The sequence below is a fragment of the Streptomyces sp. NBC_01445 genome (assembly GCF_035918235.1).
GTDB lineage: Bacteria > Actinomycetota > Actinomycetes > Streptomycetales > Streptomycetaceae > Streptomyces.
On the sequence record NZ_CP109486.1, the window covers coordinates 390,380 to 413,779 of the forward strand.

General features: G+C 67.6%; 19 protein-coding genes and 4 pseudogenes. 15 read left to right on the forward strand and 8 right to left on the reverse strand.

Going from position 1 to position 23,400, the window contains the following annotated elements; translation table 11 throughout:
* The first annotated feature begins 170 nt into the window (after nt 1-170).
* From OG574_RS49945 to OG574_RS49960, 4 genes are all read left to right on the forward strand, one after another.
* Nucleotides 171-374, forward strand: coding sequence for a cold-shock protein (locus OG574_RS49945; protein ID WP_023586116.1), 204 nt, complete (start codon nt 171-173; stop codon nt 372-374).
* Nucleotides 375-709: 335 nt separating this feature from the next.
* A complete protein-coding gene (locus OG574_RS49950) occupies nt 710-2,203 on the forward strand; it encodes a DEAD/DEAH box helicase (protein ID WP_326779021.1) in 1,494 nt (497 codons plus the stop codon).
* 46 nt (nt 2,204-2,249) lie between these two features.
* Nucleotides 2,250-2,654, forward strand: a complete 405-nt coding sequence (locus OG574_RS49955) for a CBS domain-containing protein (protein WP_326779022.1) — start codon at nt 2,250-2,252, stop codon at nt 2,652-2,654.
* 50 nt (nt 2,655-2,704) lie between these two features.
* The gene (locus OG574_RS49960) at nt 2,705-3,013 is read left to right on the forward strand and encodes an SCO5918 family protein (protein WP_116507125.1); all 309 of its coding nucleotides are present in this window, start codon (nt 2,705-2,707) and stop codon (nt 3,011-3,013) included.
* Nucleotides 3,014-3,119: 106 nt separating this feature from the next.
* Here the strand turns inward: OG574_RS49960 and OG574_RS49965 are convergent, their stop codons facing one another.
* Both OG574_RS49965 and OG574_RS49970 read right to left on the reverse strand, forming a co-directional pair.
* Entirely contained in the window at nt 3,120-4,292 is a 1,173-nt protein-coding gene (locus OG574_RS49965) for an RNA-guided endonuclease InsQ/TnpB family protein (RefSeq protein WP_326779023.1), read from the reverse strand.
* A gap of 243 nt (nt 4,293-4,535) precedes the next feature.
* A complete protein-coding gene (locus OG574_RS49970) occupies nt 4,536-4,895 on the reverse strand; it encodes a hypothetical protein (RefSeq protein ID WP_116507254.1) in 360 nt (119 codons plus the stop codon).
* 409 nt (nt 4,896-5,304) lie between these two features.
* Between OG574_RS49970 and trhA the strand changes: the two genes are divergently transcribed.
* A complete protein-coding gene (gene trhA, locus OG574_RS49980) occupies nt 5,305-6,087 on the forward strand; it encodes a PAQR family membrane homeostasis protein TrhA (RefSeq protein WP_326779460.1) in 783 nt (260 codons plus the stop codon).
* A 590-nt stretch (nt 6,088-6,677) separates the two neighbouring features.
* Here trhA and OG574_RS49985 read toward each other — a convergent pair.
* On the reverse strand, nt 6,678-7,022 hold the full coding sequence (locus OG574_RS49985; protein ID WP_326779024.1) for a hypothetical protein: 345 nt from the start codon (nt 7,020-7,022) through the stop codon (nt 6,678-6,680).
* 195 nt (nt 7,023-7,217) lie between these two features.
* Here OG574_RS49985 and OG574_RS49990 point away from each other — a divergent pair.
* Nucleotides 7,218-7,964, forward strand: a pseudogene (locus tag OG574_RS49990) (transposase); the annotation flags it as partial.
* Nucleotides 7,965-8,235: 271 nt separating this feature from the next.
* On the opposite strand, the gene OG574_RS49995 reads toward OG574_RS49990, so the two are convergent.
* Entirely contained in the window at nt 8,236-8,574 is a 339-nt protein-coding gene (locus OG574_RS49995) for a MerR family transcriptional regulator (protein WP_326779025.1), read from the reverse strand.
* 1,712 nt (nt 8,575-10,286) lie between these two features.
* Here OG574_RS49995 and OG574_RS50000 point away from each other — a divergent pair.
* Nucleotides 10,287-11,459, forward strand: a complete 1,173-nt coding sequence (locus tag OG574_RS50000) for an RNA-guided endonuclease InsQ/TnpB family protein (protein ID WP_326779026.1) — start codon at nt 10,287-10,289, stop codon at nt 11,457-11,459.
* Between the two features lie 83 nt (nt 11,460-11,542).
* Here the strand turns inward: OG574_RS50000 and OG574_RS50005 are convergent.
* A pseudogene (locus OG574_RS50005) lies at nt 11,543-11,761 on the reverse strand (IS6 family transposase); the annotation flags it as partial.
* A 276-nt stretch (nt 11,762-12,037) separates the two neighbouring features.
* Here OG574_RS50005 and OG574_RS50010 point away from each other — a divergent pair.
* From OG574_RS50010 to OG574_RS50035, 6 genes and pseudogenes are all read left to right on the forward strand, one after another.
* Nucleotides 12,038-12,676: an HD domain-containing protein gene (locus tag OG574_RS50010; protein WP_326779027.1), complete on the forward strand. Its 639-nt coding sequence runs from the start codon at nt 12,038-12,040 to the stop codon at nt 12,674-12,676.
* Nucleotides 12,677-12,948: 272 nt separating this feature from the next.
* Nucleotides 12,949-13,760 (forward strand): annotated as a pseudogene (locus OG574_RS50015) (NADP-dependent oxidoreductase); the annotation flags it as partial.
* Between the two features lie 353 nt (nt 13,761-14,113).
* A complete protein-coding gene (locus OG574_RS50020) occupies nt 14,114-16,066 on the forward strand; it encodes a SpoIIE family protein phosphatase (protein ID WP_326779028.1) in 1,953 nt (650 codons plus the stop codon).
* 157 nt (nt 16,067-16,223) lie between these two features.
* Nucleotides 16,224-16,406 (forward strand): hypothetical protein, encoded by a 183-nt coding sequence (locus OG574_RS50025; protein ID WP_326779029.1) that lies wholly within the window; start codon nt 16,224-16,226, stop codon nt 16,404-16,406.
* A 180-nt stretch (nt 16,407-16,586) separates the two neighbouring features.
* Entirely contained in the window at nt 16,587-17,507 is a 921-nt protein-coding gene (locus OG574_RS50030; RefSeq protein ID WP_326779030.1) for an NADP-dependent oxidoreductase, read from the forward strand.
* Between the two features lie 15 nt (nt 17,508-17,522).
* On the forward strand, nt 17,523-18,005 hold the full coding sequence (locus OG574_RS50035; RefSeq protein WP_326779031.1) for a cupin domain-containing protein: 483 nt from the start codon (nt 17,523-17,525) through the stop codon (nt 18,003-18,005).
* A gap of 114 nt (nt 18,006-18,119) precedes the next feature.
* On the opposite strand, the gene OG574_RS50040 is transcribed toward OG574_RS50035, so the two are convergent.
* The gene (locus tag OG574_RS50040) at nt 18,120-19,007 is read right to left on the reverse strand and encodes a helix-turn-helix transcriptional regulator (RefSeq protein WP_326779032.1); all 888 of its coding nucleotides are present in this window, start codon (nt 19,005-19,007) and stop codon (nt 18,120-18,122) included.
* Nucleotides 19,008-19,109: 102 nt separating this feature from the next.
* Here OG574_RS50040 and OG574_RS50045 point away from each other — a divergent pair, with 102 nt between their 5' ends.
* Nucleotides 19,110-19,976 carry a hypothetical protein gene (locus OG574_RS50045; RefSeq protein ID WP_326779033.1) on the forward strand — a complete coding sequence of 289 codons (867 nt, stop codon included), beginning with the start codon at nt 19,110-19,112 and terminating at the stop codon, nt 19,974-19,976.
* A pseudogene (locus OG574_RS52985) lies at nt 19,973-20,429 on the forward strand (GH32 C-terminal domain-containing protein). The gene OG574_RS50045 and the pseudogene OG574_RS52985 overlap by 4 nt, the downstream one beginning before the upstream one ends.
* A 40-nt stretch (nt 20,430-20,469) precedes the next feature.
* Here the strand turns inward: OG574_RS52985 and OG574_RS50055 are convergent.
* Together OG574_RS50055 and OG574_RS50060 are read right to left on the reverse strand one after the other, a co-directional pair.
* Nucleotides 20,470-20,763, reverse strand: coding sequence for a putative quinol monooxygenase (locus tag OG574_RS50055; RefSeq protein ID WP_326779034.1), 294 nt, complete (start codon nt 20,761-20,763; stop codon nt 20,470-20,472).
* A 32-nt stretch (nt 20,764-20,795) separates the two neighbouring features.
* Nucleotides 20,796-23,357, reverse strand: coding sequence for a GH32 C-terminal domain-containing protein (locus OG574_RS50060; RefSeq protein WP_326779035.1), 2,562 nt, complete (start codon nt 23,355-23,357; stop codon nt 20,796-20,798).
* Between the last annotated feature and the right edge of the window lie 43 nt (nt 23,358-23,400).

Below are 23,400 nucleotides of genomic sequence, written 5' to 3' on the forward strand. Positions count from 1 at the left end.
GTCGATCTCAGTTGCAGTTGTGGTTCCCAAAACTTCAAGTGTCCTCACTCGGCTCCTGCCGGTGGGAGCACTTTTGTATTTCCGGTCATTTTCCGGGCGGGGTAATCATCGCGGCGACACGGTGTCCGCGCAGTGTGGATTCCGATGTACTGCCCCAAAGGAGATATGACATGGCTGCTGGTACCGTGAAGTGGTTCAACGCGGAAAAGGGCTTCGGCTTCATCGAGCAGGACGGTGGCGGCGCTGACGTGTTCGCCCACTACTCGAACATCGCCGCCCAGGGCTTCCGTGAGCTGCTCGAAGGCCAGAAGGTGACCTTCGACATCGCGCAGGGCCAGAAGGGCCCGACGGCCGAGAACATCGTTCCGGCCTGACGCTGACGCACACTTGTAGCTGGGGCCCGCATCCTTAGGGGTGCGGGCCCCAGCTACACGCATTTCTGGCAGTGGTTTCGCCTGCGGGACGGCTCGGAGGAGTCCGCAATCTCGCGCAGCTCCTCCTTCAGGAATGCAGGCGCATCCTGAAGAGCTACACCGCACCTCGGCGCCCGGATTTTACGTCCCCACTGCGTCGCCTATTTCAGCATTTTCGCCCGCGCGGATTACCGACGGCCCGGATTTGCTTTGACATCGGTCCATACTTGTAATTCTCGATGCCGCTCATCGCTGCGGGGATTCCTTGATATGTGCCACATCGAGGAAGGTTCCGCATGAACCGCACACGCACCAACGACCGTTCCACCCGCACCCGTAGCGGCACTACTGACGCCACCAGGGGCGGCAGCCGCTTCGGCTCGCAGGCACCGCGCCGTTCCGGCGGCCCGGCCCGTTCCGGCGGCTACGGCCGCCGGCCGGCCGCAGTGCAAGGCGAGTTCGCGCTCCCCAGGACAATCACCCCCGCGCTGCCCGCTGTTGAAGGCTTCGAGGATCTGGGCATGCCCGCCCAGCTGCTCGCCGAACTCGGCAGGCAGGGCGTGACCGCGCCGTTCCCGATCCAGGGCGCGACGCTGCCGAACTCCCTGGCGGGCCGGGACGTCCTGGGTCGTGGGCGCACCGGTTCCGGCAAGACCCTCGCCTTCGGCCTCGCTCTCCTCGCCCGCACCGCCGGACGGCGAGCCGAGCCCCGCCAGCCGCTGGCACTGATCCTCGTACCCACGCGTGAGCTGGCCCAGCAGGTGACCGACGCGCTCACTCCGTACGCTCGCTCCGTCAAGCTGCGGCTGGCCACGGTGGTGGGCGGGATGTCGATCGGCAAGCAGGCCGGCGCGCTGCGAAGTGGCACTGAGGTGGTCGTCGCGACCCCGGGCCGGCTCAAGGACCTCATCGACCGTGGCGACTGCCGGCTGAACCAGGTGGGCATCACCGTCCTGGACGAGGCCGACCAGATGGCCGACATGGGTTTCATGCCGCAGGTCACCGCGCTGCTCGACCAGGTGCGTCCGGAGGGGCAGCGGATGCTGTTCTCCGCCACCTTGGACCGCAACGTCGACCTGCTGGTGCGCCGCTATCTGACCGACCCCGTCGTGCATTCGGTCGACCCGTCGGCCGGTGCGGTGACGACGATGGAGCACCACGTCCTGCACGTCCACGGCGCCGACAAGCACGCCGCCACGACCGAGATCGCCGCCCGCGACGGCCGCGTGATCATGTTCCTGGACACCAAGCACGCCGTCGACCGGCTCACCCAAGACCTGCTCAACAGCGGGGTACGGGCCGCCGCGCTGCACGGCGGCAAGTCACAGCCACAGCGAACCCGCACCCTTGCGCAGTTCAAGACTGGCCACGTCAGCGTGCTGGTAGCGACCAACGTCGCGGCGCGCGGCATCCACGTCGACAACCTCGACCTCGTCGTCAACGTCGACCCGCCGACCGACCACAAGGACTACCTCCACCGCGGCGGACGAACCGCCCGCGCCGGCGAGTCCGGCAGTGTCGTCACCCTCGTCACACCGCACCAGCGCCGCGGCATGGTCCGCCTCATGTCGGACGCCGGAATCCGGCCGCAAACCACCCAGATCCACTCGGGCGACGAGGCCCTGAGCCGGATCACGGGAGCTCAGACCCCGTCCGGCATCCCGGTCGTCATCACCGCACCGGTGGCCGAACGCCCCAAGCGCAGCGCCTCCTCCCGGGGCCGACGCCGCCCCGCTTCGACAACCCGCCGCGCGCCCGTACGCCAAACCGCTCTCGATGCGGCGGCCTAGAACTTTCGTGATCAGGAAGCTGACCCATCTCTGCAGGAGGCACCTTTTGACGCTGGTTCAGATGCAGCCCCGCCCGGCGAGCACCAACCCCGTGCACAGCAAGACGGTTGAGGCCAGGGACGCGGCCGGACCGCAGGTCTGTGACGACATGAGCGTAGAGGTGGCGCTGGCTGTTATGGCCGCAGCCCACACGGGCCGACTGGCCGTCTGCGACCAGGACGGCCAGCGCACCGGCCTGGTCACCCAGACCGAACTCACCGCCGTCCGCGACAGCTCCGCTTACACGGACCGCGTCCGCCTGCGCGACATCACCGGCGATCACAGGTCGTTCACCTCGCCCGAGGCCACTGGCTCCGAATCCGAGCACGTGCTGCGCTCCCGCCGGCTCGGCGCACTGCCGGTCATCGACGGGCAAGGCAGCGCCCTGGGCGCCCTCGCCCTCTCCCGCTGACCCGCCTCACCCCTGGTCGGACCGTTCTCCCCTTCTCCTTGTGAGGCCACATGCGCTGCGTCATCGCCCGCTTCCCCTTCGAGCTCACCAAGAGCGGCGTGCTGGAATCGATGAAGGGCGTCAAGCCCGAACCGGGCACCGGCGAATCCGTGATCATCGGCCGCCGCCACTACCCCGTCAAACAAGTCGGCCAGGTCATCACCCGCCAGGACCGACGTGACTTCAGCGCCACCGAAGTCCTCCGGGCCATGACTCAGCTCGGCTTCACCTGCCGTAGCCTCCCCACGGCCGCACCCGTACGCATCCTCAGCTCGCTCCAGCGAGCTTCCGCGATGCTCGGCACCCCCGTCTCCGTCTGACCGAGGTAACAGGCACGAGCCAACACGTCAACTGCCCGGTCGTGAAACGACCGGGCTTGCTGCTCGAGTCATCACTGGCTGTGATGGGTTCGGCTGCGTCCAGGACTCACGCGATGAGGGTGAGTTCAGGGGCCGTTGACTGAGCCCCGCAGACCCACACCATCCAGCCGCGTTGGCGGATGTTGTGGGACGCGTTGTGGTCCGCGTGCTCAACGAAGCCGCAGACCCGGCACGCGAAGACGGCCTGGGAGGGCCGGTTGTCGCGTGCGGTGTGATGGCACTGGGAGCATTCCTGGCTGGTGTAGGCCGGATCGACATAGACGACCGGCACCCCGGCCCGCTTCGCCTTGTAGGCGATGAAGGAGCCGAGCTGGGCGAATGGCCAGGAGTGGAGCGTGGTGCGTTGGGGCTTTCTCAGCCGTGCCCGCTCGCGGATGCCCGTGAGTGTCTCCAGGGCGATCCCGCGACCGGTGCGTTCAGCCTCCGCCACGATCCGCTTCGAAATCTTGTGGTTGATGTCCTTGTTCCGCCGGGCTTCCCTGCCCGCGTACTTCTTCGCCCGCCGCTTGGCGGACTTGGTCTGCTTCTTCTGCAGCTTGGACCGCAGCTTGCGGTCCTGTTCCCGTTTGCGGTTGATCCGCCTGCCGCAGTGCCGTGCCCCGTCGGAGGTGGCCGCGATGTTCACGATCCCCAGATCCACCCCGACAAAGCCGACCGGATGAGTGTTCAGATCCCCCTCGGGGATCTCGCAGGTCGCGATCAAGAACCATTTCCCGCCCTGGCACACCAGGTCGGACTCACCCTTGCGGTGCGCGGCAAGGACCTCCAGCTGCCCGGCCTGCCCCGTGAAGGCCACGTTCTTCAGCCGGCCTGCGGTGGTCCAGATCGATACCGTGCGTGCCTGGTGCTGCCAGGACAGCATCCGGTCGTCGTAAGGCTGCGCCGCCTGGGGCCGGAAGACCACCGGCTTGCCCGAGGCGCGGGCGTGCCGCTTGGTCCCGGGCCGTCCGTAGCGGCCGTTACGTAGGTTCGCCTTCAAGGTGGTGTAGGCGTCGCAGGTCTTCTTGATGGCGTGCTGGGCGGCCTGCGCGCCCAGGCCCCACCTGGCCCGGACCTCGGCATAGGTGTGCTTGCGCAACTCCAGCGGACGTCGCGCGTTCTCCTCGAAAGCAACCCCGGCCGCCCAGGTCGCCGCTTGATTGCAGGCGTGCAGGGTCGCCTCAAGTGCCGCCGCCTGTACGGGCGTCGGCAGCAGCTTCACCCGCACCACCAGCTTCACGATCAGCGAACCTATACACCCGGACGAAGACCCACCACACGTTCGCCCCACCTCACCCGAACGAGCGACACCCACCCCGGCCCTGCCCGCGCACACCGCCGTAGCCCGGCCCCGCCGGAACGCCTCCCGGCCGCTCCGCGGCCGTGATGGCCTGCGGCACGTCACGGCGACGCTCCGCGTCACACCCCGTGGATGCGATTCCTCCCGGGCGTAAACGCCCAGGGTTCCTGCCGCAGTGATTGCTCAGTGGTCGGAATAGCTGAAGTCGCCCACGGTCCAGGTGCTGATGTCCTCGATCGCCACGCGGTACATCCCGCCTGTCTCGGGAATCCCCACCGTGCCCTGCAGGATCCGGGCGACATGGAAGTGCAGATGCGTAGGCGGCCCGTCCTTCTTCGCGGGGGTGTCGAAGACGGAGGAGAACTCTCCCAAGCGGTCCGAGTCCGACAGCACCTCCGACACCCTCTGCCTCCAAACTGCTTCGGGAGCCAGCCGACCGGTGATGACAGCACCACCGGTGACCACGGTCAGGGACATCTGGTTGCTCTGCCCGGATTCCACCAGGGCAGCGACGTCAACGAGCAGCTCGTCAGGCTTCGACATGGGGCAGATTATATTCAACGTCATCCAGCTGATTGAGCGGCGGCGCTACAGGGAACGACGGGCGCTCACGGTCTTACCGCCTGAGGCACGGCGAGTGACGAAGCTTCGGCTGCCCCATGGTCGACCGCCTCGCCCGCTCCACCGCGGTGGTGCCGCCGTTCAGGTCGGGGTGCGCTTGCGCATGCCGACTGGGGTCGTGGACGGCCACCTCGATGGTGTCGGGGTGTGCAGTCAGTTCCCATGTGCAGCGGCCCCCCGCCGTGGCGCATGGGCGTTGGTGACGAGCTCGGACACGACCAAGTCCACGGTGTCCGCTGACCGACCTCCCATGACGCTGTCGAGGTAGGTCTCCTAGCATGATCACATGGTTGCCAGTAACGCCCGAGAGACCGGGCAAGGACGGGAAGCCGTGTCCCGCGACGCCGCTGAAGTCGAATGCAGTCACGTCGCCTCAGCGCGTGAAGAACGCCGTGAAGAGCGGCTGCCCTGCGGATCACCAGGTGGCGCAGGGGGGAAGACGCCCTCGGCTGCTGCTCTGGTGGAGCAGGCGGCCGACCTGGCCGAACCGATCAAGCCGAGATTGCGTGGCTGGCTCCATGCCGGAATGGTCCCTGCCGCACTGATCGCAGGCGTCGTACTCATCTGCCTGGCCCCGACTCCGCAGGCGGTCCTGGCCTGCGCCGTGTATTCAGCCACCGCCTGGCTGCTGTTCGCAACGAGCGCCACCTACCACCGCGGCACCTGGGGGCCGCTCGGCGAGGCTCTCCTGCGACGTCTCGACCATGCCAACATCTTCCTGATCATCGCCGGCACCTGCACCCCCCTGGCCGTGCTCCTCCTCCCGCCGGACCAGCGATCCCTTCTGTTGTGGATCGTGTGGGCGGGCGCATTGGCCGGCATCGCGTTCCGGGTCCTATGGGTCGCAGCTCCGCGCTGGCTGTACACCCCGTGTTACCTGGCCTTGGGGTGGGCGCCAGTGAGCTACCTGCCCGACTTCCTGCACACCGGCGGAGTAGCCGTACTCGTCCTCATCGTGGCCGGCGGTCTCCTCTACAGCGCGGGCGCGGTGGTCTACGCCCTCCAGCGGCCCGACCCCTCTCCCCGCTGGTTCGGCTTCCACGAGGTGTTCCACGCGCTGACCGTGGCGGCTTTCACCGCGCACTACACCGCCATCTCCCTGGCCACCTACTGACCTGCTCGGGCTGCGCCTGCGGCGGCGGCCAGGGCCGGCCGAAGCTGGCTACCGGAGCAGCCGGGTGTACACCGACAGCGGGCGACGTACACAGCGAGCTGGCCGCCCCGCCCGAGCGGTTCATCCGGGCGACAGAGGGCGCCAGCGAGAAGACCGCGACCTGGGTGGGACGTCAGCGCCGTGCTCAGCGTTCTGGCCGACACCGCGGGCGACGGTCTCGCCCGCCTGGAGCATGTCGTGCACGGCTTTGAGCGCCCGGCTTCTCTTGGTGAGGCTGCCCCGACGACGGGCTGCCTTCAGCACGTCTCCTGACGTTCGGGGACCAAGAGCATCTGGAAGAGCCGCCCGAGCCCCCGCCTGCGCCGTCCGCGCACCCGGCACCCGCCTGGACCAACCCGAAACCGCCCCCACCCCGCGCAAGCCCGGCGACCTGCCCGGCCTGCGCATCATCCGGCTCCGGGAGGCCGCCGACCGCGCCGCCGCCGCCCACCTCTTCGGCGTCCCCTTTAACGAAGAGACCCAGCAACGCGCCCCCGGCAACGGATGCTTCAGCGGACTCGTCCAGCACAGCGACACCGTCTTCTACGGGGCTAGTCACGAACCGGCTGACCGACTTCGGATGGCCAACTGGGACGAACGCGTTCGACGAAGTCTGCGAAGTTGGTCCGTAGATACCGAGAGTCGGACGGCTTCAGACGGATCTGTTGGCGGCTGTCTGCCCACCAGATCTCGAAATCGGCAACCGTGCCTTCTGCTGGCCAGTCTTCGTCCTCGTTCGGCAGCAGCAGGACGTCGACAAAGCCTCCGACGCTCAGCCCGATGTCCACGAAGATCCCGATCGCACCGGGCCGGGGAACTTTCACCACGGTGCCCTCGAAGACCTGCCCGAAGCACAGGTCCCTCCGAATCCGAGCCCACTCGGCATCTGTCGCCACGAACAGATCATCGCACCTTCGTCCGGGGCGCGAGTGCCTGGGACTCAACGTGAACTGCCGCAGCGTCCCCTCACGATGATCGCTTCAGCGACACGGCACTGCCGCTAGGTCTCGTGAACATCCATGACTCGAATGCTGACCAACCGCTGCTGAAACTCATCGACAAACGCCGCTGCTGAACATGAACGAAGCCACTTGTATGACGGGCACCGTGCACAGACCACTCTGGAGCGCTGGCACCAGGTCCACGACCTCCTTAACCAGGGCGTGGGCCTGCTCGAATGCGCCCGCCGCCTTCAACTGGCTCTGAACACCGTCAAACGCTACGCCCGCGCTGATCGGCCCGAGAGGATGCTCCGCGTCCCCAAGTACCGCGCCAGCCTGGTCGATCCCTACCGCGAGCACCTGCGTAAACGGCGGGCCGAGGACCCCGGCGTCCCCGTCGGGCACCTCTTCGAAGAGATCAAAGCCCTCGGCTTCACGGGCTGCCTCAACCTTCTACACAAGTACATCAACCAAGGCCGCGCGGACGCCGACCGCAGCCACATCTGCGCGCGCAGGCTCGCCCAGATGCTCCTCACCAGGCCCGACCACCTCAAGGCCGAGCAGCACGACCTCCTGGCCAAGCTCACCGCTGCCTGCCCCGAGATGACCGAACTGGCCGCTTGCATCAGGGACTTTGCCCCGCTCCTGCAGCACACCGCGGGAAATGCCGACGCGCTCGAGCTCTGGATCACCCAGGTCCACGCTGCCGGTTTGCCGCATCTGGACGCCTTCACTCGAGGTCTGGAGCGCGACCTCGACGCCGTGATCGCCGCGTTCACACTCCCGTACAGCAACGGACCGACCGAGGACGTCAACACCAAGACCAAGCTGATCGCGCGCCAGATGCACGGCCGGGCGGGCTTCAGCCTCCTCCGTCACCGCATCCTCCTCGGATGACATCACCCTTCGTCACCACCGAAAGTGAGACAGGGCCGTTCGCTGTACAGTCCCCGATGGACGACGCGCGCTTCTTCAACGACGAACCCCACCGCCGACAAACTCGCCGCGCTCGCCGAACTCGGACTCGACTGGGCAGCCTGACGTCGCGCTACTGCGTCCGGGTAGGCGTGATTGTAGAAAGTGAAGTTGCCCGGAACGTTGTGCGTCCCGGTCAGCATGCGCGGGACGCAGTCGCGAAGCTCCTGGGAGAGTTGCAGGTCTCAGCTGCTCAGGCCGCGGTCGTCGGGTTCGCTGATTCGGCGGCGCGGCGGTATTCGGCGTTGATGCGCTGGGCCTCTTCGAGCTGGTCTTCGAGGATGACGATGCGGCAGGCGGCCTCGATCGGGGTGCCGTGGTCGACGAGCTCACGCGCGCGGGCGGCGATGCGCAGCTGGTAGCGGGAGTAGCGGCGGTGGCCGCCCTCGGAGCGGAGCGGGGTGATCAGGCGGGCTTCGCCGATGGCACGCAGGAAGCCCTGGGTGGTGCCGAGCATTTCGGCCGCCCGGCCCATCGTGTAGGCGGGGTAGTCGTCGTCATCGAGACGGCCGAATGAATCGTCTGCTGTCATTGCACCTCTCTGTGGAACGCGGGGAGGGGCCCTGGTGCCGTATGGCACCAGGGCCCCGAAGGAACTGCTACACCATCTGCCGGCCCTGGTACTGCGCCGGCCTTCCGTGTCCGCACGCCCACCCGGGAGAGGACGGGGAATGCGGGGATCGCGGTTGCTTGACCGGAGACCACCTCACTATCGATGTCCTGCGGTACCCGGGCTCAACACTCCACCCGGGCGATCCTGATGGCGCTCAACTCCTCCGTTCTTCCCTCTTGACCAACTACTTACCAAACGGGAACTGCGGAACTGCGTACTGCTGGTACTACGAACTACTCGTGGCCTCGAACAGCGCCACTCTTCGGCAGCCAGCCCCGTCGCCCGTCCTGCATCTGCTCTGGCTTAGAACCCCACTGCCGAACCTCCCGGCACGCGCGCCCGCAGCCGACGCCTTCACCGAGGTACCGCTCACTGACTTCACTGCTGGGAACTGCGAACTGCACTTACGGGTACTGCCACGGCGGCCCCTGAATACTGCGAGCCGCCCGGTCCGGTCGCCAGTCCCGTCGCCGTCCTGCAACAACCCTGGCTTCGGAACTCCGCCACCGCACCGTCCTGCCAACTGCAACTGCATGTACTACTGACCGGCAGTTCGTCTCTGCCAGGCCCTGCTCGATCTCGACTACGAGAGAAACCATAGCCACACCACCACCCAATGTCTACTTCAGTCAACATAGATTTCCGCGTGTTCAACAGTGAGGTAATCGACCTCAAACGTGGACGGAGGTCAGCGCCTGTCACTGCGAAGGTTGGCGGGTGGCTGCCGAGGCCCGTGCAGCGGTCAAAGGAGCGGGCATGGCAATCCCAAGGCCAGGGTGACCACACAATGAGCGTCAACGCCACACCCACCCGTTCATCTGCTGATCGATGAGGCCCTCAGTGCGGGCTGTGGGTGAAATGGTGAGGTGCCGCAACGGCGGAGGGCGTACGGGCCCCAGGTTCGGGGCGTGCCCAGGCGTCCGTTCAGGGCTCTTTAACGGCGGCCCAGCATGGCGGGAAGCTACTGCCGGACGCCGGAAACTATGAGTCGAACCAGGATTTGTGCGCGAGTAGGACCCTCCCGGTGACAGGGAGGCCCGCTCACAGGCAGCGAAAACCGCTTTGAGCAGCCCTACGGCCCCGACCTGGTACAGGTCCTCGACATTTTCGCGAATGTCAGGGACTCGCCCCGCGATGCGGTGCGCGACGGGCAGCCACGCTCGACGATCTCTTCACACAACAGGTCCCGCTCAAGTCCTTCGCCAAGCTCCGCGAGGTGGGCGCAGACGGCGGAGGTGGTGGTGTCGAGACTGTTCGATACCGATGCCGCCGATTCCGGCGGGGCGACAAGAACGGTCCCTCCGGGCCTGGCGATTGCTGGCCCACGACGTCGAGGGAGGTTGTCGAGTAGGTTGCCGTCCTGGTCGACGGCCCGCCACAAATACTTCAGCGGGTTCTTGCGAGGAACTCCCGGGCGTTTACGCCCGGGAGGAATCGCCTCCACGGGGTGTGACGCGGAGCGTCGCCGTGATGTGCCGCAGGCCATCACGGCCGCGGAGCGGCCCGGGGCGTTCCGGCGGAGCCGGGCCACGGCGGTGTGTGCGGTCAGGGCCGGGGCAGGTTTCGCTCGTTCGGGTGAGGTGGGGCGAACGTGTGGTGGGTCTTCGTCCAGGTGTATAGGTTCGCTGCTCGTGAAGCTGGTGGTGCGGGTGAAGCTGCTGCCGACGCCCGTACAGGCGGCGGCACTTGAGGCCACCCTGCACGCCTGCAACGAGGCCGCCACCTGGGCCGCGTCCGTCGCATTCGAGAAAGAGGCGCGACGTCCGCTGGAGCTCCGCAAGCACACCTATGCCGAGATCCGGGTCAGGTGGGGCCTGGGCGCGCAGGCCGCCCAGCACGCGATCAAGAAGACCTGCGATGCCTACACCACCTTGAAGGCGAACCTGCGTAACGGCCGGTACGGGCGGCCCGGTTCCAGGCGGCACGCCCGCGCCTCGGGCAAGCCGGTGGTCTTCCGGCCCCAGGCGGCGCGGCCTTACGACGACCGGATGCTGTCCTGGCAGCACCAGGCACGCACGGTGTCCATCTGGACCACCGCGGGCCGGCTCAAGGGCGTGGCGTACACCGGGCAGGCCGGGCAGCTGGAGGTCCTTGCCGCGCACCGCAAGGGTGAGTCCGACCTGGTGTGCCAGGACGGGAAGTGGTTCCTGATCGCGACGTGCGAGATCGCCGAGGGGGATCTGAACACTCATCCGGCCGGGTTCCTCGGGGTGGATCTGGGGATCGTGAACGTCGCCGCCACCTCCGACGGCGAGCGCCACTGCGGGCGTCGGATCAACCGCAAGCGGGAACGGGATCGCAAGCTGCGGTCCAAGCTGCAGAAGAAGAACACCAAGTCCGCCAAGCGGCGGGCGAAGAAGTACGCGGGCAGGGAAGCCCGGCGGAACAAGGACATCAACCACAAGATTTCGAAGCGGATCGTGGCGGAGGCTGAACGCACCGGTCGCGGGATCGCCCTGGAGACACTCACGGGCATCCGCGAGCGGGCACGGCTGAGAAAGCCCCAACGCACCACGCTCCACTCCTGGCCATTCGCCCAGCTCGGCTCCTTCATCGCCTACAAAGCGAAGCGGGCCGGAATGCCGGTCGTCTACGTCGATCCGGCCTACACCAGCCAGGAATGCTCCCAGTGCCATCACACCGAACGCGACAACCGGCCCTCCCAGGCCGTCTTCGCGTGCCGGGTCTGCGGCTTCGTTGAGCACGCGGACCACAACGCGTCCCACAACATCCGCCAACGCGGCTGGATGGTGTGGGTCTGCGGGGCTCAGTCAACGGCCCCTGAACTCACCCTCATCGCGTGAGTCCTGGACGCAGCCGAACCCATCACAGCCAGTGATGACTCGAGCAGCAAGCCCGGTCGTTTCACGACCGGGCAGTTGACCTCCCCGTTGACTTTGATGAACACCTCGCCCAGGTGCCACTTGTCGCCGGGCCGGGGCCGGCGGCGGCGCAGTCCGTTCGCGTAGGCCTGGCCGAACTTGGCGCACCAGCGGCGGATGGTTGTCTCGTAGGAGACGATGACGCCTCGCTGGAGCATCAGCGCCTCGACCTCGCGGAAGCTGAGCGGGAAGCGGAAGTACAGCTACCCGCAGTGGGAGATCACCTCGACCGGGTACCGGTGCCCCCTGTACGACGGCGACGTGCTCCCCACGGACGACCCCTCCCAGCGTGATCAACCAGAAGATCATCCCACCCGGTCGGTCGACGTGACAGCGCCTCGCTATCCGATGCGTGTCAGAGCTCGCAGCCCCATCCTGAAGTGGCTGGATTTAAGTGGTTCACGGCCGGACCGATGCGGTGCCGAAGTCCGCATGGCCGGCACCGTGGGCAACGGACGCACAGTCCACTCGTAACAGATCGCATAGGAAAGAGCGGACGCATGACCGACATCATCGCGGGGGTAGAAATTCCCGAGACCTCGGCCGTGGCGGAGGCCACGAGCCACCTCCGGGAAACGATCACGCCCCTGCTCTTCCATCACTCCCGGCGTGTCTTTCTCTTCGCCTCCCTGCACGCGCGCGAGTTGGGCCTACAGCCCGACCCCGAGCTGCTTTACATCTCCGCGATGTTCCACGACGCCGGCCTCCTGACCCCGTTCTCCGAGGAGGAACAGCGTTTCGAGCTCGACGGCGCCGACCACGCGCGCAAGTTCCTGCTCGACCGCGGGTTCCCCGAGAGCGCCGCCGAAGTGGTCTGGACGGCGATCGCGCTGCACACGACGCCGGGGATTCCCGGCCGGATGGGCCACGAGATCGCTGCCACCAACTACGGCGTTCTGACCGACGCGGTCGGCTGGGGCCTGGACGGACTCGAGGGCGACCTGGTGGACGAGATCGTCGCCGCTCATCCGCGCGGAAACTTTAAGAAGGAATTCGCGCAAACGTTCGTCGAGGGGCTCAAGGGCCGTCCGGGCACCACGTACGGGACCATCAATGCGGACTATCTAGAACGCTTCGTTCCCGGCTTCCACCGCACGTCCGTGATTGAGCGCATCACCGATGCGCCCTGGTCGCAGTGAGCCGGCAGCAATCACAGGCGTGCCGATGAAACCGCTCGGTCCCTCCGCGGACTCCTCGCGCTCACCCCCTCAGTGGTCACCGACGTCACGACACCCAGGGAGCCGCGGGCGGACTCGACATCGCCGCGTTGTTCCTGACCGGCGGCATGGGCGGCATGTGCTCCGCCCACCACGCGGTGTGGCAGGCCACGCAGCTGGTCGCAGTCCTCCTGACCGTGGGATCGGCCCGGCCTTGCGGTGGCCATGGCCCTGCCGTCCCCGGTCGCAACTCGCCCGCAGCCTCGTCCGACCGCGCCAGCCGCGACCGCACCCTGACCGTGCCGGGACACGAGGTCTCGGGCGTCGTGACGGAACTCGGCTACGGAACCACCGGTCTCACCGTCGGCCAGCGTCTTCGGGCTGACGGACTGGAGCGCGACGTCTCGAAGAGTGACGAGGTCGGGAACCGCCGTGGCTCGCTCGCCGAGTACGTCGCCGTGGAAGCCCGCAATCTCGCTCCGCTCTCCGCCGACGTCGACCACACGGTGGCAGCCGCGCTGCCGATCTGCGGACTGACCGCGGGCAGGGTCTGTTCGACCACGCACACCTCACTACCGGTCAGACCATGATGATTCACGGCGCCGCTGGCGGCGTCGGCTCGATCGCCGTCCAGCTCGCCCGCGAGGCGGGAGCCCGCGTCGTCGGCACGGCCGCTCCGCCGACCGGGACACCGTCCTCGGCCTGGGCGCGCACGCGTGCCTCGACCTGCAGGCCGACCGGCGGGAGGACGCAGGCAAGGTCGACGTGGTGTTCGACGTGATCGGCGGCGACGTGCTCGAACGCTCGGCCGCGCTCGTGCGCGCCGTCGGCACGCTCGCCACGATCGCCCACCGGCCCATCGTGCGCCCCGACGACGGGCGGGCCCTCTTCTTCGTCGTGGAACCCGACCGCGCAGGCCTCACCGACCTCGCCCGGCGACTCCGGGAAGGACGGCTCGAGGTGCGGGTCGGCTCCGTTCGGCCGCTGGCCGAGGCAAGCCGCCGCCGCCTTCACCCCTGAGCGGCGCATCGCCGACCGCACGATCATCCGCGTCGCCGAGGAGTGAGGGTCAGGACACCGGCTCCCGTACCGCGTAGGACCCACTGCGACGAAGCAACCGCCTGGTCGCACCGCGCACACCCCCATGCCACCAGACCCCGAACGTCATGGGGTGTCTGACCAGACGCGCAGCTCGGTTTCGCCGCCGGCTTGCCGGATCCGGTCGGCGTATTCGACGGCTTCGTCCCGGAGAAATTCGGCGGGCACTGACGTTGCGGTCATCGAGCAGTGGCCCCTGCCGTGGAGGGGCCGGCACATGCGCGGCATAGTTGCAGTATGTCCAGTGATGGTTCTACGAGCTCCGCAGCTGGAGAGTGGGCCGTGCAACCGGGTGACGTCCTGGCAGTGCTCAGTGCCGACATGACGGTCTCCGTGTGGACCGGGGCCGCCGAGCGCCTATGGGGCTATTCGGCTGACCAAGCGCTCCATAGTCCCGCCAAGGGCCTGCTGGTTTCGGGCGCCCCGGAAATTCCCCGTATCTTTGCCGGCAGCCCCTGGTCAGGGCGGGTGCGGATCCGCCACTGCGACGGCCATGAGTCAGCTGCGGATCTTCGGATTACTCCTCTGGACACTGACGGCGGCGCGGGTTGGCTCGTATGGGGGCCGAACACATTTGGCCGGCCAGGCCTGGATCCGGCAGCGTCGGATGCGTTCTTTCACCACTCGCCGATCAGTCTGGTCATCTGGGACCGGGAATTGCGCTGTGTCTGGTTCAACGACAGCGTTCGCAATCAGGACATCTACAGCTCCGAGCCGGAGCTGGGCGGCTATGTCACCGATGTGGTCCGCGCTCGTCACCCAGAGATTCTGGAACGCGCTATGGCGCGCGTATTGCACAACGGGGTGCCGCTCCTCGGGTACGAACTGTGGCCGACCGAGGCTCGCGCCCCCGACCGTTACTACTGTGTTGCCTTGATCCGTCTCGATGGACCGGACGGTCGACCACTGGGCGTCTGTTCTGTGGCTGTGCAGGCCAGCACCGGGCAGGAAGTCGGAGGACTTCGCCTGCTCAACGAAGCGAAAAGCCGCATTGGCGCAGATTTGGACCCGTTGGTCACCAGCCAGAGGCTGGCGGAGACAGCGGTACCGAACCTCGCCGACTACGTCACGATCGACCTCGTCGAGGCCGTGCCGCTGGACAAGGAGCCGTTGAGACGCCTCAAGTCCACCGATACGAGAATCCCTGGCTTCTACCGCGCCGGCGCCGCTTCCATCCACGACGACCTTCGCGAGTCTCTCTGGGCGCGCGGAACGCCGGTCTACGTTCCGCCAGCATCCCCTTTCACCACCGTGCTCAAAAATCGTAGGTCCTACTTCGAGCCTGTACTCGACACCTCCCCCGGCGCTTGGCTCGACAACGACCCGGATCGGGCCCGGGTCATTCGCCAGACCGGAATGCATTCCCTCATAATCGTCCCCCTGCAGGCCCGCGGTGCAACACTCGGCATCGCCGTCTTCGTGCGCAGCCAGAACCCGGTTCCGTTCAGCAAGGCAGACCTTGCTCTTGCCGAGGAACTCGCGGCCCGGGCCGCACTGATCATCGACAACGCCCTGCGATACACGCGAGAGCGAACTGCCGCGCTTGCGATACAACGCGCCCTGGTGCCGCACCACTTGTCAGGCGGCAGCACAGTCGAGGTGGCCACCCGCTACCTGCCCGCAGACACGCACGCCGGCGTCGGCGGCGACTGGTTCGACGTCATCCAACTGTCTGATGGCCGAGTGGCCTTGGTCGTGGGAGATGTTGTCGGTCACGGCATCAACGCGGCCGTGACCATGGGACACCTCCGCGCCACGACCCGTGCGCTCAGCAAGTTGGAATTGCCGCCCGCCGAATTGCTACATCTCATGGATGAACTCGCCGTCGACATCGCCCGTGACCGTTTCGACGACGGCACCTCCACACCATCGGCTTTTGCAGCCACCTGCCTCTACTGTGTGTACGACCCGAAATCGCAGCGATGCACCATGTCCAGTGCCGGCCATCCCCCACCCGCGATCATCTTCCCGGACGGATCGGTCGACTTCGCCGAAGTACCTCCAGGTGCACCCATCGGGGTGGGATTGGGCTCCTTCGAATCGACCGAGGTGAAGCTACCGGACAGCAGCGTGATGGGGCTGTACACCGACGGTCTGATCGAGACGGAGCACGACGTCGACCGGGGACTGCAGCGGCTGCGCACCGCTCTCGCCGGCCCCAATTCCAGTCTGGACGACCTATGCACATCGGTCGTCGACACCTTGGCCCCGGACGGACCGATGGACGACGACATCGCCCTCCTTCTGGCCCGCATCCACCCCGCCGCTGACTAGAACGGCTACCACGCCCTGGTGATCGGCGCGCTCACCGGCGAGGTGGTGCGCCGGGCCACGGATCACACGCTCCGAGAGGTGTGCGAGGAGCGGGTGCGCGCGCCGTACGGCATCGGCACGCAAGTTCATCCACGGCGGCGAGCGCATCGCCGAGGTCATGGTGCATACGGGGCGCCAGTGGCACCCGGACCGCATCGACTTCGCCGAGGTCGGCGGCGAGCTCGCCCTCGTGTTCCACCGGGAAAGCCGGGTCTACTCCGTCGACACGGTCCAGATCACAGACAGTCTGATCACCGCGTACCGCAGGGTCCTCAATCCCGACAAACTCGTGCGCGTCTGAGCTGTCACACCCGCAGGGCCTCCCTCGTCTCCCTGATGAGAACGCAAAGGGCGACGAAGAAGTCCGCGCGAGCAGGTGAGATCGATCATGCAGAACGGTATACATCCACCTGCAGCCGCGACGAGCGCTGCGCGCGAGCGGGCTGCGCGCTCGGGTCGCCCCTCCCCAGTAAGGACCTGTATGCAAGCCATCACTGTGCAAGACCGTAACGCCGGTCTTGCCGGGATGTCCCTGACGGACATGCCCTACCCCCATGCGGCCGAGAACGACGTCATCGTGCGGGTGCACGCCGCTGGCTTCACCCGCGGAGAGCTGGACTGGCCCGCCACATGGACCGATCGCGCCGGCCGCGACCGGACGCCGAGCGTGCCCGGGCACGAGCTGTCCGGTGTCGTCGTAGAGCTGGGGTACGGCACCACCGGCCTGAGCGTCGGACAGCGGGTATTCGGCCTGACCGACTGGACCCGCAACGGCACGCTCGCCGAGTACACCGCGGTGGAGGCCCGCAACCTCGCCCCGCTGCCGGCGGACATCGACCACACCGTGGCCGCCTCGCTGCCGATCTCCGGGCTGACCGCCTGGCAGGGCCTGTTCGACCACTGCCGCCTCACCACAGGCCAGACCGTCGTGATCCATGGTGCCGCGGGCGGCGTCGGCTCGATCGCGGTACAGCTCGCCCGCGAGGCCGGCGCCCGCGTCATCGGCACCGGCCGGGCCTCCGACCGGGACAGGGCACTCGCACTCGGCGTCGACACCTTCATCGACCTGCAGACCGAGAAGCTGGAGGACGCCGGCGAGGCCGACGTCGTGTTCGACGTCATCGGCGGCGACATCCTCGACCGCTCGACCGCCCTCATCCGGGCCGGTGGCACGCTCGTCACCATCGCAATGCCGCCCAAGGTCCAGCCCAAGGACGGGCGGGCGGTCTTCTTCGTCGTCGAACCCGACCGCGCCCGGCTCGCCGACCTCGCCACGCGGCTGAGGGACGGCCGGCTCAAGCCGGTCGTCGGTGCGGTGCGGCCGCTCGCCGAGGCACCCGCCGCATTCGCCCCCGGCAAGCGCACCCCAGGCAAGACGATCATCCGCGTCACGGAAGACTGAATCAGGAGACCGATCATGATCGAAATGCGGATCGCCGGCGGCTTGCTGGCCGTCGCTACGCTGGCCACGGCCACGGCCTGCTCGACCTCGAACCAGCCCGCCCACGCCAAGAGGCCAACCGCGGCCGTGGCATCGCCCGCGGCCATGCCATCGACGCGCCCCACCGAAACCCTCAAGCCGCTGCTCCAGCAGGCCCTTCCGAATGTGAAGGGCAAGACGTTCACCTCGGTGATCGTCGACTTCCCGCCCAACGCAAGCGCGCTGCCGCACCGGCACGGCCAGGCGTTCGTCTACGCCTACGTCCTCAAAGGCACCGTGCGCAGCAAGCTCGACGGCAAGCCCGTGACCACCTACCACCAGGGCGAGAACTGGGTCGAGCAGCCGGGCGCCCACCACGTCCTCACCGAGAACACCAGCCGGACCAAGCCCGCCAAGCTCCTGGTCGTCTTCGTCTCCAACACCGGAGACAAGCTCAAGGTCGACGACCCGAAGTCATAGCCCGGGACACGCAGCGGGCGGCAACACACTTCACGAACCCTGCCCCTGCCAGAACACACAGCGCCCGGGGACCCCGAGTAGGGCATCCAGAGTTCCCGTGGAGTGAGGCCGCTGTCAGCGCGTTTGTGGCTGCTGGGTATGCGCGCTGTCTTCGCGGGTGGCAGCCCACGAGGCGAGCAGTCGCAGGCCCTCTTCGTTGAGTGAGCCGGGTTCGGCGGTGTAGATGGTGAGGGTGAGGCCGGGTTCGGCGGCCATTTCGAGTCCTTCGTAGGCGAGCGTGAGGTCACCGACGGCGTGGTGGTGGAAGCGCTTGGTGCCGGTGCCGTGGTGGCGGACGTTGTGGGCGCCCCAGCGGGTGCGGAAGTCGTCGCTGCGGGTGGAGAGCTCGCCGACGAGGTCGTGCAGGCCCTTGTCGTGAGGGTTGCGGCCGGCTTCGGTGCGCAGGATCGACACGGCGACGTCGGCTGCCTGGTCCCAGTCGGGGTAGAAGCGCCGGGAGGCCGGGTCGAGGAAGTTGAACCGGGCCAGGTTGGCCTGGTTGTGGGGCGCGGCGTAAACGTCGTCGTAGAAGGCGCGGGCGATCTGGTTGGTGGCGAGCAGGTCCATGCGGCCGTTGCGCACGAAGGCCGGGCCTGCGGTGACAGCGTCCAGGACCCATTGCAAGCTGCGGTGCGCCTTCCACTGCGGGGTGCGCCGCCGGGGGCGGGTGAGTGCGTCGGAGCCGTCCGCCGCGTGGGCGAGGTTCAGCAGGTGGGCGCGTTCGGCGTCGTCGAGCTTCAGCGCGCGGGCGAGGGCTTCCAGGACGGCCGGGGAGGCGCCGGCGAGGTTGCCGCGCTCCAGTTTGGAGTAGTACTCCACGCTCATGTCGGCCAGCGCGGCGACCTCGCTCCTGCGCAGGCCGGGCACCCGGCGCCGGCTGCTCGAGGGCAGGCCCGCCTGCTCGGGGGTGATCTTCGCCCGCCGCGAGGTCAGGAACTCACGGACCTCTGCTTGGTTGTCCACGCCTTCGACGGTACGTCCCGCCCGCGGCCACAGGGATGTACTGGCAGTACACCCCTTGACCGTGCCTCGCTACGCGCGCCAAGAGCGGGTTACCTGGATGACGTGGTGCCGGTGGCGAGCTGGCGGGTGGCCGCGTGGCGGCGCCGCCTGGTCCACCGCGCCGAGCAGCGAGGACCGTCCGCATACGGCGAAACGCTCGGCTCGGGCCGACGCAGCGGGTCGTGGATTTCGACGCTGGTCGTGGGGCTCAACGGCGGCAAGCCGCTGTCCTCGACCAGCGACTCAAAGCCTTTGCCGCGGCAGAAGGACCTGGCCGACGGTGTGGGCAAGTTACCGCCGGCCACGGATGCGCAGGTCTTCGCCGTGCAGGTGCTGGTGCGGGTGACCGGCACGCATCCAGTTCGGGCGCAGTCCCGCCTGCACCAGGTGATGGCCGTCATGGACGCCTGGTCCGGGGAGAACTGGTGGCGGCCCGTCGGGCCGCGGCGTACGGGGTGGCGTCCGTACAGCAGCGTGTGGTGGAGGCGTCGATCCTTCGATCGCCGCTACGCCACAGGCGAGTTCGCTCCGACGCGCCGACAATGGGCGACCTCGGAGGAGTTGGCGGCGCTCCTGCGGCCGGCGACCGTCCACTGCACTGCGCAGAACGTGGTGCGCACCTGCGGCACACTCGCGCCGGCGCCGCGCACGCTGCCCACCTTGACCGGTCAGCCCGGCGTGGTGCCGCTGGGCCGGGTCACCGAGGCCGACGGGCGCACGCGCCTCGCGTGCCTGCCCCAGGCCGAGGTGCTGTTCGGTGCGTCGTTCGGCAAGTCCGGTTTCGGCAAGAGCGAACTGGCGCTGTTGCAGGCCATCACGCTCTCCTACGGCGGGTTCGGGACCTGGTTCCTCGACCCGCACAGCGCGGCGATCAAGCGGGCGCTGCCGTATCCGAGGTCGCGAACCTCCACGACGGCGCGGCTCTCGTGACCATTGACAGTGCGACCTCCGTCTCCGCCGCGCACGCCACCCTTGCCTCGGTCACGGGCGACCTCCTCCACATCAAGCTGACGATGGAGGCGGGCAGCGCGGGCACGCTCGGCCTCGACGTACTGTGCGGCCCAGGCGACGAGGAACGCACCCGCCTCTTCTACGACACAGCCGCCAAGGAGCTGGGAGTGGACCGGACCCGGTCCGGCAACGTCTCCAGCGCCGTGCCGGACCTCGGCATCCAGAAGGGTCAACTCGCCCTCAATCGACAGCAAACTGAGCCTGGACGTGTTCGTCGACCGCTCGATCATCGAGGCGTACGCGAACACGCACCGCTCGATCACCACCCGGGCGTACCCGTCCCGCACGGACTCCCTCGGCCTGCAGCTCTTCGGCGAGGGCAGCACCGTCACGTCCTTGTCGGTCTGGAAGATGGGAGGCATGGCGGTCTGACCCCGGCGTCGACGTCGCGCCCGCCACGCCTCCTCCGGCGTCAGGTCACCGGGTCGAGGAAGGTCAGCACCGAGGCATCTTCCTCGATCAGCGGGGCGAGCGCGGCGTTGAGCGGGCCGCCGTAGGGGGCCTTGAGGTGTGCTTGGAAGGCCGCCTCGTCCCGGTACGCCTCGAAGATCCAGTAGGCGCGGGGCTGGGACGCCTTGGTGTAGACCTCGAAGGCGAGGTTGCCGTCTTCCTCGCGCACCTCTTTGGCGTACTCCAGGATCAAGCGGGCGACGTCGGCCTCCGTGCCCTCGCGTGCGGTGAATTCGGCGAGCAGAGTCTTGTTCATGGTGGCGTGTCCTGTGTGTGGTCGGGGTCGGGTCAGTCGCGGTAGGAGTTCAGGTGCCAGACGCGGGCCTGGTCCAGAGTCACCGAACCGTTTTCGGCGAAGACCTGGACTCCCTGGCTGTCCGGGTTCGGGAAGATCTGGTCGGTGATGGCTGCCTCGCCGCCGCCGCCGAAGACCTCGACGGACGACCAGTCGACCAGGACCCTCAGCTTCACCTTGCCGTCCTTCGCCTTCAGGGGTGCCCGCTGTACGCCGGGGAAGTCGTCGCTGAAGTCCACAGCGCCGGAGTGGGTGCGGTCGACGTACAGCTCCTGTGTGGTGGTGTCGTATCCGATGACGGTCTCCTCGCCCCCGGCACCGGTACGCACCTTCAGGCCGAAGTGGTCGGCGTCCTTGAGGGAGAACGTCGCCTCGATGTCGAGCGCCTTCCCTGTGGCCGCCGAGCCGCCCAGGGGCTGTGAGGTGTCCTTGACTGTGACACCGGTTGCCGTCACCGCGGTCTTCTGCCGCAGGGCCTTGAGGCTGTCGACCGGCTCGCTGGTCAGCCGAATCCGGCCGTCGACGGTGCGCAGAGCCATCTGCCGGGGAACGCTCTGCGCGCTCCGCCAGGGAGAGGTGGGGATGGCGCCGCCGTACTCCCAGTCATTCATCCAGCCGATCATGTAGCGCTTGTCGCCCGGCACGTTCTCCCAGGACACGGCCGCGTAGTAGTCCTTGCCGTAGTCGGCCCAATTCGCCCGCTGCAAGATGGACTTGGCGGGCTCGGCAGCGGCAGTGAACTGGTCGGCCAGGATGTGGCCCATGCCCGCGGTGTTCATGTCGACGATCTGGATCTGCGCCTGCTTCCCCGCGTAGGGACGGAGGTCGAAGGAGGCCCAGTCGAGTGTCTCGGTGTCGGAACCGGTGGCGGTGCGGACCACCTTGCCGTCGACGATCAGGTTGACGGAGGTCTCCTGGGAGACGGGCTGAGCCTTCGTATCGGACAGCACGATGTTGTCGATGTTGAGGTGGCCCCAGCCGCCGGTGTTGTCGTCGACGATTCTGATCTGCACCTTCTTGCCGTCGAGGTCTTTGACATCCCAGGAAGCCCAGTTGAGTGCCTCGGTGTCCTTGCCGGTCGCGCTGCGCACCACCTGGCCGTCCACAAGAAGTTCTACGGCGGTGGGGTTCTCGGAGCCGGCCGGGTGATTGCCGCCGCCGACAAGGAAGTTGACGTAGTCCTTGTCGAGGGTGAACTCCGGCGAGGTCAGCGTGCCGGTGGTGGAGTCGCCGTCGCGGAAGGTGTTGACCAGGCCGCCGCCCAGGTATCCGGAGACCTCCTGTTGGCCCGGGAGGGTGCCGGTGGCCGGTGCCGGGCCGAAGGCGTCGCCGGTCGTCGTCCAGTCGCCGTAGCTGCCGCCCTCGAAGTCGGCGAGGACCGTGCCCGTGGGCGGGTCTCCCTGTTCCAGGACTGTTCCGTCCCGGTGCGGGTGCCGTCCGCCGCCGACCTTGAAGTTCAAGTAGGCGCTGTCGACGGTGAATTGGGGCGACGTGAGGATGCCAGTGGTGCGGTCACCGCCGTGGAAACTGTTGGTGAGGCCCGCGCCGTCAAAGCCGGTGACCGCGCTCTGTCCGTCCACGGCGCCTGCCGCGGGGCCGTCACCGAACGCGGTGCCACTGGCCGTCCACGTACCGAAGCCGGTGCCTTCGAAGTCCTGCCGGACGGTGCCGGGAGGCGGGGTGTACGAGCCGGTGTCCTCGGCTGTGAACTTCTTGCCGTCGAAGTCGCCCACGAAGTACTGGGCTCCCGAACCCCCGGCGATCCCACCGGGGTTGAGGTTGACGACCAGCACCCACTTGGTTCTCTTCTTGTCCCCGTCGACCGGGAGGGGGAACAGGTCGGGGCACTCCCACACACCTCCCGTCGCACCGGCCGGACCGAACTCGCTGAGCAGGTTCCAGTCCTTGAGGTTCTTGGACGAGTAGAACCGCACCTTGTGCTCGGTGGAGAGCGAAACCGTCATCAGCCAGCTCTTCGTCGGCGCGTACCACTGGACCTTGGGGTCGCGGAACTCCTTGGAGCCGATGTCCAGGACGGGATTACCCCGGTACTTGGTCCAGGTGCGGCCCCGGTCGGTGCTGTAGGCGAGCGCCTGCGCCTGTATGCCGGTGGCCTTGTCGAGGCTGGTGTAGATCGCCACCATGGGCGGGTTCTGCTTCGTGCCGAACCCGGTGGTGTTGTCCCGGTCGACGACCGCGCTGCCGGAGAACACCATCTCCTTGTCGTCGTGCGACAGCGCGAGCGGAAGCTGCTTCCAGTGCACGAGGTCCGTGCTGACGGCGTGCCCCCAAGACATGTCGCCCCAGGAGTTGCCGTTGGGGTTGTACTGGTAGAAGAGGTGGTACTCGCCCTTGTAGTACAGGAGGCCGTTGGGGTCGTTCATCCAGTTCTTCTGCGGGGTGAAGTGGAACTGGGGCCGGTAGGTCTCGGTGTACGGGGGCGTGTCGGACGCTGCGGCGTGAGGCGCCAGCGGGGCGGCGGAGAGGGCGCAGACGGTCACCGTCGCCGCGATCAGCCGCCTGTGGGCATGCCGGACTACACGTACAGGGCTCATGAGGTCTCCTGCGCTGCGGCCGTCCGCGCAACAGGTCAGCTGG

Excerpts from the sequence above, each read along its gene's own strand:
- OG574_RS49945 (WP_023586116.1), top strand. The coding sequence starts at position 171 with ATGGCTGCTGGTACCGTGAAGTGGTTCAACGCGGAAAAGGGCTTCGGC.
- OG574_RS49950 (WP_326779021.1), top strand. The coding sequence starts at position 710 with ATGAACCGCACACGCACCAACGACCGTTCCACCCGCACCCGTAGCGGC.
- OG574_RS49960 (WP_116507125.1), top strand. The coding sequence starts at position 2,705 with ATGCGCTGCGTCATCGCCCGCTTCCCCTTCGAGCTCACCAAGAGCGGC.
- OG574_RS49970 (WP_116507254.1), bottom strand. The coding sequence starts at position 4,895 with ATGTCGAAGCCTGACGAGCTGCTCGTTGACGTCGCTGCCCTGGTGGAA.
- OG574_RS49995 (WP_326779025.1), bottom strand. The coding sequence starts at position 8,574 with ATGACAGCAGACGATTCATTCGGCCGTCTCGATGACGACGACTACCCC.
- OG574_RS50010 (WP_326779027.1), top strand. The coding sequence starts at position 12,038 with ATGACCGACATCATCGCGGGGGTAGAAATTCCCGAGACCTCGGCCGTG.
- OG574_RS50020 (WP_326779028.1), top strand. The coding sequence starts at position 14,114 with ATGACGGTCTCCGTGTGGACCGGGGCCGCCGAGCGCCTATGGGGCTAT.
- OG574_RS50025 (WP_326779029.1), top strand. The coding sequence starts at position 16,224 with ATGGTGCATACGGGGCGCCAGTGGCACCCGGACCGCATCGACTTCGCC.
- OG574_RS50030 (WP_326779030.1), top strand. The coding sequence starts at position 16,587 with ATGCAAGCCATCACTGTGCAAGACCGTAACGCCGGTCTTGCCGGGATG.
- OG574_RS50035 (WP_326779031.1), top strand. The coding sequence starts at position 17,523 with ATGATCGAAATGCGGATCGCCGGCGGCTTGCTGGCCGTCGCTACGCTG.
- OG574_RS50055 (WP_326779034.1), bottom strand. The coding sequence starts at position 20,763 with ATGAACAAGACTCTGCTCGCCGAATTCACCGCACGCGAGGGCACGGAG.
- OG574_RS50060 (WP_326779035.1), bottom strand. The coding sequence starts at position 23,357 with ATGAGCCCTGTACGTGTAGTCCGGCATGCCCACAGGCGGCTGATCGCG.